Origin of the sequence: Alkalibacillus flavidus (assembly GCF_040545925.1) — a bacterium.
Taxonomy (GTDB): Bacteria; Bacillota; Bacilli; order Bacillales; family Alkalibacillaceae; genus Alkalibacillus; species Alkalibacillus flavidus.
Window position 1 is genome coordinate 113,423 of record NZ_JBEPMX010000007.1, and the last position, 12,436, is coordinate 125,858.

The following is a 12,436-nucleotide window of genomic DNA, read 5'->3' on the forward strand; positions in this document are numbered from 1 at the left end:
AACGTATGAACTCAATCATTAAACTTGTTGTAACATCTGTAAACCTTGAACGTCTAATTAAAAACATTATTTTCTAGGAGGCCGTATCATGCGCTACAAATTAACAGGAATTATCATAATGATAATATTAATGTTCATCGCTGCTTGTTCTAGCCAAGAGGGCAGCGCTAATTATGAATCTAGCGGCGATAAAGCGCAAAACGTCGATCAAGAAGCAGGCACGACAGCAGAACAATCAAGCTCAGCAGCAGATGACGCAGCGAATGAAGAATCCGAAACAGCGACTGATGGTGCAAATGAACCTTCAAGTGAACGAATGGTCATTTACACCGGCAGACTCGCCATTCACGTTCCAGATTACGATGAAGCTCAAAATCAAATCACCGACAAAATCGAAAACACAGGTGGCTACATCGTCGAATCAACAACACGTGAAATCGAAGACAATCGTCGTTCAGGTCATATAAGTGCCCGTATCCCACAAGCTGAATTCACCAATTTCATGAATCATCTAGACAGCAAAAATGTAAAGATTGTTGAGAAATCAACACAAGGCGAAGACGTCACCGAAGAATATGTCGACTTAGAATCGCGATTAACATCAAAAGAAGCTGTTGAAGAACGGTTGTTAACATTTCTAGATGAAGCGGAAGATACAGAAGCGGCCCTTCAAGTATCAAATGATCTGGCTCAAGTCCAGGAAGAAATCGAACAAATTAAAGGCCGCATGCAATACTTAGAGAATCACAGCGCTTATGCAACGGTTACGGTTAACATCGAAGAACGTCGCATTAATATTCCCGACATTGAAAATGAAGAATCGCTCAACACGATCGAGCGGACACAGCAACTGTTTATGAATACGATTAATGCCCTCATGCAATTCGGCTCTTATCTTGTCGTGTTTGTTGCCGGCATGTCACCGATTTCAATCCCGTTACTCATCATCGGCGTCATCATTTGGTTAAGACAACGTAAAAAGAAACAGTCGAGCGAATCATAACTCGACTGTTTCCTCAGTTAACGGTAATTGTCGTCTCAACCATTTCATGATGAGGACACCGCCAATAAACCCTACGATGTGAAATATAATCCCTAACCAAATCGGGCCGAAATAAACCCCAGCAATGTGGAAAATGGGTGATACAATCACGCCAACTGTCCCGACAAATGCAGCTAATGCAAACGGAACATAGGCGTACGGTTTATCACCCCCACCTGCTGATTTATAAGCATCCCACATCGCAAACATATATAAACACGGGTAAAACATAATCCATTGATAATTCGTCGTTTCAATCGCTTGTTCAATATCCCCATGAAAACTCGGAATAATAATATAGTTAAACCGTGCCTGCACATTAATCCCTATCTCTAACAAAATAAATAAAATACCTTTAACATAATAATGGTTAAGTAACTGAGCAAATCCTGGCAGAGCAATACTCCATACAATCGCTTCAATTCGTTTATCCTTTTTCATCGCGTTATTACTCGTTCATTAATTGTCCACGATCAGCTGCTTGCGGAGGTTGCTCTAACCAACCATGATCAATCATGATCTCAATTCCATCCTCAGTAAATTGCGCTATTTCAGCCATTAACCATGTATAATGAACCCCTAAATCGTGTCTCGGACTATTCGACATACTTAAACCGTAATAACTCAAACCTAATCGATTTAACGCCAGCATTTGATAAAGCATTAGTTTATCCGAAAAGACAAATGACGTTTGATCCGTTACTTCCGTATCCCACGTCATCACGACAGGTAAATCATTTTCACGCAAAATAGAACCAAACACTTCGATATGTTTATTCGCAATATCTTTCCCACGTTGGAAGTATCGCTTTAACGTTTCAGATCCTGTTGTTTGAGCGAAGCCAATCATTGTCGCTACCCCCTAAAGCATTACGCTGAATGTTCGAAAATAAAAACGTGATTTCCATGCCTGTGACTGGACGTCGCTGACCGAACCAACCTGTTAAAAAGTTTTTCTTTTTGACAAAATCCGGTTTATGCGGAATAGGAAGCGCTGGGGGTAGCGTCATTACGCCTTGTTCGATACTAAGCGACGTCACTTGTTCATTTAATTGTTGCGCATCTTGCATTCGTCCCACATAAAACTGATATATATCCGGCCGTGTTGCGAACCCTACAGCTGTACTATACGTCTGCATAAAGATATGACTTAATTGTCGCAAAAACTCAATCATATAATGATCAGTAAATAGCCTATCCGCCTTCACATCTACATCTTCATTTTCGTTAAACCCTACTGGAATGGGATAACCAATCGCATCAAATTGATCTTTGATAAAGGTAATATGCTGCTCTGTTACTTCAATTCTCGATCGTATAATTGAAGAAATTTGCCCATCCTGGACATGTTGTTCAAAGTGCTTTAAAAAACAGCTTATCAGCGTGTCACTCAAATAATCCGTCCACAACTGTGATAGCTCAGGTGCAATTAATTTAACATGTGTATTGGACATCTATAACCCTCCATCCGTCATCAGTCTTCACGGATAGTGTTACCGACTCGATCAATCCCATACATCATGACAAGTTAACCATCATTTGGCAACGTTTCATCCATCGTAAATTGAGCAAAAGCCCCAGCGATAAACGGCAATAGGGCAACGAGTCCAATCGCCCATGACACATCAAATAAATCGGCGAAAAGTCCAGCGAATAAGGCTCCGAATGCGTAACCTGTGTCACGCCAAAAACGGTAAACACCCATCGATGACGCACGCCAACTCGGTGCTGCGACATCGCTAATCGCCGCTTGCAATGTCGGATAAACCATCGCCGTCCCAAGACCTAACAATGCTGAGGCTGTAAACCACCATAAGAATCCGTCGACTAATAAAATCAACCACAACGAGATCGCTTGCACATACATTCCCGACGCGATTAATCGTTTACGGCCCCATTTATCACTCAATGTACCGGTAAATAATTGAAAAATACCCCAAGCCGCTGGATAAACAGCGACAATAATACCAATATCACTCACACTGAGTCCGACCGTGGCAAAATATAACGGGAATAACCCCCAAGCCATACCATCTTTTAAATTCGTCGTTAAACCAGAAAAGCTGGCATTTGATAAATTTTTATTTCGCCATGTCGACTCGGCGAACACTTCTTTCGCCGACATATTCGATTGTTGTTGCGCCCCTTTCCCTTTCATTTGTTCACGAATAAACGGTTCTGTATCTTTCACAAATAACGATAATATGATACCGATTATGACAATCCCAATACCTAATAAAAACGGTTCTGGACGAAGCGCAACGTTTTGTGCGATGTAGCCAGATAAAGCAGCAAACAACGCAACACCAGAATACCCAGCAAACTCATTCAAACCAACAGCTGTTCCACGCTGCGTCGCTTTAGCAACGTCGATCTTCATATTGACGAGCATCGACCATGCTAACCCTTGATTGATGCCTAATAATATATTCGCTACGACGATTACCCACCATGCATGGGCAAAAATAATTAGAATCGGTACGAACAAGCCAAAGCCCCATCCGATTAGCAAAACACGTTTACGTCCAAATCGGTCAGCGATAGCTCCTGCAAAATAATTTATGATTGCTTTTGAAAAACCGAAGCTAACAATAAATGATAACGCCGCACTTGTCGACGCTAAACCGAATTGATCTTCACCAATAATCGGTAATACTGTACGCTCTACCCCAACCATCGCGCCGACGAAAAAGTTCGTTAACACAAGGATAGAGAATAATAATAGATTTTCTTTGATGCCATTTTTGATTTTAGCCAAATGAATCCCCCTCTCCATTACAAGTAATTAGTTATAATAGTTCCAACAACAAATATGATTCCTCCCAGGAATGCTAATTTTTGTGCTGGTCATAACGCTTGCCAAAACGTTTTTAACATTACGTTTCTCCTTTCCAGTTGCCATAACAAGAAGCTATAGAACTAAATCCAATCCTATAGCTTCAATCATCAGACATATATTGATTTAAAAATGTGTTTAAATAGTTGAGATACGTTTCTTTATTTAACGGAAAGGCTTCACCGTGGCCAGCGTTAGCGAATAAATGCATCTCCGCTTCACTAGCAGTCGCTTCATATAACATTTTCGTCATGTCAGTTGGTACGAACGTATCTTCCTCACCGTGAAAATACAATATCGGCACATCAGCTTGTTTGACTTGGTTGAGAGCTGATGCTTTCTGCAATGAATAACCCGCGCGCCACTCTGTTACTAAGCTCGTCGTTGGCAAGATTGGAATATCTGGCAAATGGTACATCCGTTCCATTTGATAATCAAACAAATCATACACACTCGTATAAGCACTGTCAGCAACAATCGCTTGGACTTGCTCTGGCATCTCTTCACCACTTGCCATTAATACCGTCGCAGCTCCCATTGATAAACCGTGCAAAACAATATCCGTATCTTGACCGACTTTGGCAATCACTTGATCTACCCAACCTAAAAGATCGCGCCGGTCATGCCATCCAAAGCCGAAATACTCACCTTCGCTACTGCCGTGTCCGCGCAAATCTGGCATTAAAATATGATAGCCGAGTTCTTCCGCATAATATTCACCGTACAGTCCCATGTCCTCTTTGCCACCTAAGTAGCCGTGCGCAAACACGACGACTTGATCAGATGGTTCCTCAGGCTGTAAATAATCTGCTCGTAATGACAACCCATCAAACGACTCCATTTCCCATGAGTCAAACAGCTGTTCATCTACCCACGTACGCCAATCACCTTCTGTGAACACTTCCATTGCCGTCGCCGAAACAGCAATGTCTTCATTATTATCTAAGAAATCTTTTTGCTCGCGTTTAATCGCCAAATCATAAAAGAAAAAGCTCGCTGCCACGTTGATGATCAATACAACGAGTGTAGCGAGACCGATTATTATCCATGTTTTCCGCTTCATCGTTGCCATCTCCCTTTTTGCCTCTTCTACTCACCTATTATAGCAAAAAAGCAACGCCAATTAAGAAACAATGCTTACCATGTTTATTTAATAAACCGAATAATTAGCGGAAAGCGGAAATATTTTTTCGCCAAAGCGGCAATGATCGCAATCAAATAAACGAACCACCACGATATAATAATAATAAAGATAATCCCCATTAACCCCATCGCAAACAATGGAATCGATAGTTTCGCTAAATCAGGCAACCAATCGATACCAACCGACGCTACCGACCCAAGCAAGAAAAATAAAATAAATCCTATAACAATATAAAGTTGATACGATATTTGCGCATTTATATTTTCACGCATATGATGATCAAAAAACGGCGATTGATATGGCGCCACATACCAATACAACACCGTCAGCCAAATATTCAAAAACGTTAACGGTAAAACGAGCGGCAATAGATAACCAATCGTCACCATCAAACGGTCTTTCGGTGTTATCACTTCACGCATTTTCATTTCCCATTTTATAACGATAATTGTTGCTGAATAAACTGATGAATTTCCTGATTGACAGCCTGTGTTTGATTACCAGGCAATTGATGCCTGCCATAACGAATCATACGAATCCAACAATTCGGCACGCGCGATGCAATCGACCGTCCATACCGACTTAAAAGCTTATCTTTCTCACCATATAATAATACAATTGGTTGGTCAATGCTGCTTAATTTCTTTGTGACATCATAGTGTAAATATGCACGATAAAAATAATACGCATCGGTCGCATTCGTTTTCAAAGCCTCTCTTAACAATGGCCAAGCAATCAATGGAAGTCTCGTATTACTGAACGTACCAAATATGGCGATCATTTCAGACACTTCAGACGCAGTCACTGTCATACCAGCTTTTACTAACGTCGATAGAACGAATGTATTTACACGGTCGACGGCACCTATTTGAACCATTCCTTTCACAAGGTGAGGCGCCATTAACGACAATTCAAACGCAATACTACACCCTGCCGAATAGGCGACAATCCAGACTGGCCGTTGAACCTTTCGTTCGATTAAACAGCATAAATCTTTCGCTATATCTGTAAAGTTCCAGAACTCTCCATTTGAACGACTACGACCGTGACCGCGCAAATCGTTTTCAATGACTTGGTAGTTATGTTTAAGCGCCTCAACCTGACCTTTAAACACCGCACTCGGAAATATAGGACAATGGATAAATAAAATCGCTTCACCATCACCTTGAATGCGATAATGAAGCGCGCACCCATCACGTTCTAAATAAGCCATGTTTAAACCTCCTCGTTGTGATTGCCCTTATCTTCACACAACGAGTTAGCGTCCATACCCTTTAATCTAATGAGGATAAAATCGTACTGATCGATTGAAACGCGTCTTTCAATTGCCGTTGATCCTCTTGTGACAACGTTGATAAACGGTCTTCCACCACTTGTTCCAATCGCTGTTTTTGCTCACATAAAAACTGTTTACCATCTTCCGTTAATGATACATATGTGATGCGACGGTCAAGGCTTGATTTTTCCTTTTGAATGTATCCATGATTCAATAATTTTTGAATGAGCGGCGTCAGATTCGATTTATTTATCGATAAACTCCAGGCTATATCCGACATTTGGATCGATTCGGCTTGCTCCACCGTATGCAAAATGTGAAAATGCGACGGATGCAAATCACCCGTTTCTAGGACATGATGTGGTCCGAATATTTTTTTCGGAATATAGGGAAGAGCCGTCAACACTTGATCAACCAAGTCATTCGTCGGCGTACTCATTGACATAACCTCCTCTAATTTGCTGAACAATTTGACAATTGCGTTCAATAAGTAGATAATGTTTGATAGTTATTTTAACATAACTAGTTGCTTTTAAGGGGGTAAACGATGAATTCAGTGATTGAAGTAACCGATCTCGTGAAGACATATAAAAACGTCGACGCCGTAAAAGGGATTAACTTCGACGTAAAAGAAGGAGAAATTTTCGGATTTCTTGGCCCTAATGGTGCGGGAAAAAGTACGACGATTAATATGATTTGTACGATGCTGCCACCGACTTCGGGCCACATTACGATTAATGGCTATGATGTGGCCAAGCAAAAAGACGACGTCCGCGGCAGTATCGGCATCATTTTTCAAGAAAATACACTCGATGAAAAACTAACTGCAAACGAAAACTTAATGCTCCATTGTCGCTTTTACAACGTGCCAAAAGACAAACGTCATGAAAGAATCCAAGAGGTTTTACATATTGTTGACCTTATCGATGAACAAAATCAACGTGTTGAAGAATTTTCCGGTGGGATGAAGCGACGTTTAGAAATTGCGCGCGGTTTACTCCACTATCCGAAAGTATTGTTTTTAGACGAACCAACTGTCGGGCTCGATCCAAATACGCGAGCTCACTTGTGGAAATACATTTTGAAATTGAAAGAACAAGAAGGCATTACGATGTTTTTAACGACTCATTATCTCGATGAAGCGGAAGTCAGTGACCGCATCGCGATTATGGATCAAGGTGAAATTATTGCCATCGACTCGCCTACAGTGCTTAAAGACGAATTAGGCGGCGATTTGATTGAATTGTCAACAGAAGACAACGATCAAGCGATTCAAGAAATCGAAGATAAAGTCACGGGCGCAGACGTGACCGTGAACGGTGATACGATTCACCTTAAAGTCCATAGCAGCGATGCCTTTATTTCGAACTTCATTAAAACATTAGACATCCCAATCACGACACTCAATATCCGTAAACCAACATTAAATGACGTCTTCTTAGCTTATACAGGACGACATATCCAAACGAACGACGAATAGGAGTGTGACAACATATGGAAGGTATTATCGCTATTTGGCAACGCGATTTAATTAAATTTTTGCGTGATAAAGCGCGGTTATTCGGATCATTTACGATGCCGATATTATTCTTACTCATTTTCGGTGGCGGATTAAGTGGCACGATGGAAACGATGATGACACAAAACTTAGACGTGGGCGGTGATTTCAATTACGTCCAGTTCGTCTTTCCGGGGATCGTCTCCATGACGTTACTCATGACATCGGTCTTTTCTGCCATGTCCGTCATTGAAGATAAAGACTTTGGTTATATGAAAGAAATACTCGTCTCACCGATCTCCCGCGTCAGTATCGCGATTGGGAAAATGGCGGGTGCTGCAACAGTCTCGACGATTCAAGGGGTGATGCTATTTGCGCTCATCCCGCTTCTAGGGTTGAATTATGATTTAATGTCTTTAATCAAAGTCATTCCGTTTATGTTTCTACTCGGCGCTGCCTTATCCGGAATCGGCTTATTATTCGCTAGTTTCATCAATTCGACACAAGGGTTCCAGCTGATCGTGAACATCATTGTGTTGCCGATGGTCTTCATGTCAGGTGCGCTATTCCCGATAAGCGGTATGCCAGGCTGGCTCGATGTGATCGTCAAATTAAACCCTGTCACATACGGCGTCGACGTTATGAAAAAGATTATGATCGACGTTGACCAACTGTCGATAACCGTACGCGAAACGATGGGCCTCAACTTAACTGTCTTCGGCCGACAAGTGACGGTTTTTGAAGAAATTTTATTCATTTTAGCTTTCACAGTGCTCGTCATTGCAATTGCGACGTTAAGCTTCAAACGGGCTAACGCTTAATAAGACATCGCTCAATTGTTGTATGAGCCGCTCATATACATGATCGGTCGCTCTTTTATTCAAATGAGTCGCTCTTATATGAAGCTGTACGCTCAATTTCTTGGATAAGTCGCTCAATACTTTAGCCAGACGCTCAATCGATGCGTTTTCTCGCTCATTTCTTAACGAAATTAAAAACCGATTCACGTCACAACGACGTTGAATCGGTTTTTTCGCTTTTGGTAAATTGTAAAATATGATTCACGACATCGTCAGGTCGCTCATCAGCCACAAGATGCCCCGATTCATCAAGCACGACGAGTTCTGCATTAGGCAAATCTTCTGCTAAACGTTCACCAATTTTAAGCGGGACGACTTGGTCTTCGCGTCCCCAAATGAGTAACGCAGGCATCGTAATATGTTGCAATTCACTCGATAGTAAATCCCCTTCCCGATGCCGGAACAATCGTGTTAACGCTTTGTGAAAATTAATATCTAACATCGGCTGCGTATACGCATCTTTCATCTCATCGGTAATAATATCGTGACGATATGCGACTTGCTGCATCACATCATCGATATTTTTCTGCTTAAAATAGCGATAAATAAAGCGATAGAAAAACGGCATGTACGAACTATATCGCAGCCACGGCCGCGCGCGTTTTAAATAACCTGAGCTATTCAATAACAGCAATTTGTCGACACGTTCTGGATTAGCTTTCGCCACACTTAACGCCACTTGTCCACCCATCGAATGTCCGACAAGATGCACCCTGCCAATACCGAAATGATCCATCACAGCAACAATCACCTCACGATACTGCTTAAACGAATACTCGAATGACTTCGATTTTTCACTTTGCCCAAAGCCCGGTAAATCGAGGGCCACTATCGAATAATGCTTGGCTAATTCTGGCGTGATTGCCCGAAATGAATACGTCGAGGCTAAAAATCCGTGAATCAAAATCAGAACTGGTTTGTCATGAAATTCATACTCACAATAGACGTCGACATTTAATACTCGAATCGTTTCTTGGTTCATCTTTATCAAATCCTCTGTTACATGTTTCCAATTCTATCTTATGTTATAGTTCCCTTATACTGCAACAGATAGACACGATGACAAAGGAGCAATGACGATGACACAATCATTAGTTTTAGGTTCATCATCCCCACGGAGACAAGCGATATTGCAACAAGTAAAACAACCGTTTACGATTCGCAAACCCGACGTCGATGAATCGATTATCACCACCCCTAACCCAACCGAAAAAGTCACACAACTTGCGACGTTAAAAGGCCATCACATCCCGATTCATTACGATCATGAAGTGATTTTATCAGCAGATACGGTCGTCGCATTCGGCGATCATATTTTCGAAAAACCGAAAACAAAAGCTGACGCTTATCATATGATGACACAACTTAGTGGTGAAACACATTCCGTTTATACCGGTGTGATGTTACGGACCGCTTCACAAGAAGATGTGTTAGTCGAACGAACGGATGTGACGTTTTGGCCTTTAAACGACGATGAGATTGAATGGTACATCGAAACAGACGACCCTTATGATAAGGCCGGAGCATACGGCATTCAAAGTATTGGCGCCCGGTTTGTCAAAGAAATCCACGGCGATTATTATAATGTGATGGGTCTACCTATCTCACGTGTGATTCGCCAAATACAAACGTTAACCTCAAACAACTAATCAATGTTTAATCCTGCCTTTAAACGTGAATATAGATACTATCCATTCAATTCACGTTAGGAGTCAGACGATGAACAATCATCATAATCATGACCATAGCCAGCATGAATCACACAACCACGAAGGAAGTCACCATGACCATCACGAACAGATGGTGCAAGATTTCAAAAAACGACTAGCCATATCGATCATCATTACGATTCCGATGCTCATCTTATCTCCAATGATTCAGTCGTTTATCGGCGTCGATTGGCGTTTCCCATTTGATCAATATATCTTATTTGCCTTAGCAACAGCGATCTTCTTCTACGGCGGTTGGCCATTTTTAACCGGGTCTGGTGATGAAATTAAACAGAAAAACCCCGGTATGATGACGTTAATTGGCCTTGCAATTACCGTGGCTTATATTTATAGCTCGCTAACCGTTTTCGGCCTTGAAGGTGGCCAGTTTTTCTGGGAATTAGCGACATTAATCGATATCATGCTGTTAGGTCACTGGATTGAAATGCGCTCTGTCATGGGCGCCTCCAATGCGCTCGAAGAATTAATCAAATTAATGCCTAACAAAGCAACGAGAATTAATGAAAATGGTGACACCGAAGAAGTCAACATTGATTCTCTAGAAGCAGGCGACCACGTATTAGTCCGTCCGGGTGAAAAAGTCCCTGTCGATGGCACGATTGTAAGCGGTCAATCGAGTATTGACGAATCGATGCTAACAGGCGAATCCGTCCCAATCGAAAAACACGAAAACGATGAAGTCATCGGAGGTTCCATCACGCAAGAAGGCTCGCTTACCTTATCAGTCGAAAAAACAGGCGACGATTCCTATTTATCACAAGTCATTAACCTCGTCCAAGAAGCACAAGAATCGCGCTCTAAAGCTCAAGATTTCACAAATCGCGCGGCGAAATGGTTGTTTTACATCGCCGTCTTATCAGGTGTCATTACATTAGTCGTTTGGCTTAGTTTCGGCTATCCATTCGATCATTCGCTCGAACGAATGGTAACAGTGATGGTTATCACGTGTCCGCACGCTCTCGGCTTAGCCTCGCCATTAGTGGTCGCCGTGTCGACCTCTTTGTCGGCGAAACAAGGCTTACTGATTCGCAATCGTATTAATTTCGAAAATGCTCGCCGTGTCGATACGGTTGTGTTTGATAAAACAGGAACATTAACGAAAGGTGAGTTCGGTGTGACCGATATCTTACCTGAAAATGATTATGACCAAAATAAACTCATTCAACTTGCCGCAAGCCTAGAGCAACAATCCGAACACCCGCTAGCGCAAGGGATTGTGAGTTACGCTCAGTCCAACAATATAACAATTAAAAAAGCGAATGATTTTCAAGCGAAAACAGGTGAAGGTATTGAAGGTAACATCAACGGACAACACATCGACATCGTCAGTCCAAATTATCTCGACAAGCAGCAAATCGATTACGACGATGACACGTTGAAGCAACTATCTGATCAAGGGAAAACCGTCGTCTCAGTTTTAGTCGACGGAACCCTCGCTGGCATGATAGCGCTAGCTGACATCATTAAAGACGAAGCAAAAGAAGCTGTCGAACAGTTACACGCCCACGGCATTGAAGTCGTGATGTTAACAGGTGACCACGAGCGCGTCGCCCACTGGGTCGCCGATAAAATTGGAATTGACCAAGTCTATGCCGAAGTCTTACCTGATGAAAAAGCAGATTATATTAAGTCGATCCAACAACAATCGAAACGCGTTGCCATGACAGGTGACGGCATTAATGACGCGCCCGCTCTAGCGACTGCCGACATCGGTATTGCGATCGGTGCTGGTACGGACGTCGCGATGGAGTCAGCCGATATCGTACTCGTCCAAAGCAATCCAAACGATGTCGTCTCATTATTTAATTTATCGCGTCAAACGTACCGAAAAATGGTCCAAAACTTATGGTGGGCAGCGGGTTACAACATCGTGGCTATCCCGCTCGCAGCCGGTGTTTTAGCGCCTATCGGTATTTTACTAAGTCCTGCAGTTGGAGCTGTCTTGATGAGTTTAAGCACCGTCATTGTGGCGATTAATGCTAAGTTGTTGAATACTGATAACTAATCTAAAAAGGCACGCATTCATTTAGCTAAAAATGAATGCGTGCCT

14 protein-coding genes are annotated in these 12,436 nt (G+C 42.2%); 5 read left to right on the forward strand and 9 right to left on the reverse strand.

The features are described 5' to 3' along the window. The first annotated feature begins 88 nt into the window (after positions 1–88). A complete protein-coding gene (locus ABID56_RS08150) occupies positions 89–1,003 on the forward strand; it encodes a DUF4349 domain-containing protein (protein WP_354220131.1) in 915 nt (304 codons plus the stop codon). Here the strand turns inward: ABID56_RS08150 and ABID56_RS08155 are convergent. The 8 genes from ABID56_RS08155 to ABID56_RS08190 form a co-directional block, all read right to left on the reverse strand. After that, the gene (locus tag ABID56_RS08155) at positions 998–1,483 is read right to left on the reverse strand and encodes a hypothetical protein (RefSeq protein ID WP_354220132.1); all 486 of its coding nucleotides are present in this window, start codon (positions 1,481–1,483) and stop codon (positions 998–1,000) included. The genes ABID56_RS08150 and ABID56_RS08155 overlap by 6 nt on opposite strands. A 7-nt stretch (positions 1,484–1,490) precedes the next feature. After that, positions 1,491–1,892 carry a DUF3231 family protein gene (locus ABID56_RS08160; protein WP_354220133.1) on the reverse strand — a complete coding sequence of 134 codons (402 nt, stop codon included), beginning with the start codon at positions 1,890–1,892 and terminating at the stop codon, positions 1,491–1,493. After that, a complete protein-coding gene (locus ABID56_RS08165) occupies positions 1,861–2,496 on the reverse strand; it encodes a DUF3231 family protein (RefSeq protein WP_354220134.1) in 636 nt (211 codons plus the stop codon). The genes ABID56_RS08160 and ABID56_RS08165 overlap by 32 nt, the downstream gene beginning before the upstream one ends. Before the next feature lie 74 nt (positions 2,497–2,570). Next, positions 2,571–3,800: an MFS transporter gene (locus ABID56_RS08170; protein ID WP_354220135.1), complete on the reverse strand. Its 1,230-nt coding sequence runs from the start codon at positions 3,798–3,800 to the stop codon at positions 2,571–2,573. Positions 3,801–3,981: 181 nt separating this feature from the next. Next, positions 3,982–4,941, reverse strand: coding sequence for an alpha/beta hydrolase (locus tag ABID56_RS08175; protein ID WP_354220136.1), 960 nt, complete (start codon positions 4,939–4,941; stop codon positions 3,982–3,984). Positions 4,942–5,024: 83 nt separating this feature from the next. After that, positions 5,025–5,444: a magnetosome magnetite crystal formation protein family gene (locus tag ABID56_RS08180; protein ID WP_354220137.1), complete on the reverse strand. Its 420-nt coding sequence runs from the start codon at positions 5,442–5,444 to the stop codon at positions 5,025–5,027. A gap of 14 nt (positions 5,445–5,458) precedes the next feature. Further along, a complete protein-coding gene (locus tag ABID56_RS08185) occupies positions 5,459–6,235 on the reverse strand; it encodes an alpha/beta fold hydrolase (protein WP_354220138.1) in 777 nt (258 codons plus the stop codon). A 61-nt stretch (positions 6,236–6,296) separates the two neighbouring features. Beyond that, a complete protein-coding gene (locus ABID56_RS08190; protein WP_354220139.1) occupies positions 6,297–6,737 on the reverse strand; it encodes a MarR family winged helix-turn-helix transcriptional regulator in 441 nt (146 codons plus the stop codon). A 108-nt stretch (positions 6,738–6,845) separates the two neighbouring features. On the opposite strand from ABID56_RS08190, the gene ABID56_RS08195 reads away from it, so the two are divergent. Continuing rightward, positions 6,846–7,778 carry an ATP-binding cassette domain-containing protein gene (locus tag ABID56_RS08195; protein ID WP_354220140.1) on the forward strand — a complete coding sequence of 311 codons (933 nt, stop codon included), beginning with the start codon at positions 6,846–6,848 and terminating at the stop codon, positions 7,776–7,778. 14 nt (positions 7,779–7,792) lie between these two features. Next, a complete protein-coding gene (locus ABID56_RS08200) occupies positions 7,793–8,617 on the forward strand; it encodes an ABC transporter permease (RefSeq protein ID WP_354220142.1) in 825 nt (274 codons plus the stop codon). Between the two features lie 187 nt (positions 8,618–8,804). On the opposite strand, the gene ABID56_RS08205 is transcribed toward ABID56_RS08200, so the two are convergent. Continuing rightward, positions 8,805–9,638 carry an alpha/beta fold hydrolase gene (locus ABID56_RS08205; RefSeq protein WP_354220143.1) on the reverse strand — a complete coding sequence of 278 codons (834 nt, stop codon included), beginning with the start codon at positions 9,636–9,638 and terminating at the stop codon, positions 8,805–8,807. A gap of 97 nt (positions 9,639–9,735) precedes the next feature. On the opposite strand from ABID56_RS08205, the gene ABID56_RS08210 reads away from it, so the two are divergent. After that, positions 9,736–10,305 (forward strand): Maf family protein, encoded by a 570-nt coding sequence (locus ABID56_RS08210; protein WP_354220144.1) that lies wholly within the window; start codon positions 9,736–9,738, stop codon positions 10,303–10,305. 70 nt (positions 10,306–10,375) lie between these two features. Beyond that, on the forward strand, positions 10,376–12,391 hold the full coding sequence (locus ABID56_RS08215; RefSeq protein WP_354220145.1) for a heavy metal translocating P-type ATPase: 2,016 nt from the start codon (positions 10,376–10,378) through the stop codon (positions 12,389–12,391). Positions 12,392–12,436: the final 45 nt, after the last annotated feature.

Coding starts and splice junctions, on each gene's coding strand:
- ABID56_RS08150 (WP_354220131.1), top strand. CDS start 89: ATGCGCTACAAATTAACAGGAATTATCATAATGATAATATTAATGTTC.
- ABID56_RS08155 (WP_354220132.1), bottom strand. CDS start 1,483: ATGAAAAAGGATAAACGAATTGAAGCGATTGTATGGAGTATTGCTCTG.
- ABID56_RS08160 (WP_354220133.1), bottom strand. CDS start 1,892: ATGATTGGCTTCGCTCAAACAACAGGATCTGAAACGTTAAAGCGATAC.
- ABID56_RS08165 (WP_354220134.1), bottom strand. CDS start 2,496: ATGTCCAATACACATGTTAAATTAATTGCACCTGAGCTATCACAGTTG.
- ABID56_RS08175 (WP_354220136.1), bottom strand. CDS start 4,941: ATGAAGCGGAAAACATGGATAATAATCGGTCTCGCTACACTCGTTGTA.
- ABID56_RS08180 (WP_354220137.1), bottom strand. CDS start 5,444: ATGCGTGAAGTGATAACACCGAAAGACCGTTTGATGGTGACGATTGGT.
- ABID56_RS08185 (WP_354220138.1), bottom strand. CDS start 6,235: ATGGCTTATTTAGAACGTGATGGGTGCGCGCTTCATTATCGCATTCAA.
- ABID56_RS08190 (WP_354220139.1), bottom strand. CDS start 6,737: ATGAGTACGCCGACGAATGACTTGGTTGATCAAGTGTTGACGGCTCTT.
- ABID56_RS08195 (WP_354220140.1), top strand. CDS start 6,846: ATGAATTCAGTGATTGAAGTAACCGATCTCGTGAAGACATATAAAAAC.
- ABID56_RS08200 (WP_354220142.1), top strand. CDS start 7,793: ATGGAAGGTATTATCGCTATTTGGCAACGCGATTTAATTAAATTTTTG.
- ABID56_RS08205 (WP_354220143.1), bottom strand. CDS start 9,638: ATGAACCAAGAAACGATTCGAGTATTAAATGTCGACGTCTATTGTGAG.
- ABID56_RS08210 (WP_354220144.1), top strand. CDS start 9,736: ATGACACAATCATTAGTTTTAGGTTCATCATCCCCACGGAGACAAGCG.
- ABID56_RS08215 (WP_354220145.1), top strand. CDS start 10,376: ATGAACAATCATCATAATCATGACCATAGCCAGCATGAATCACACAAC.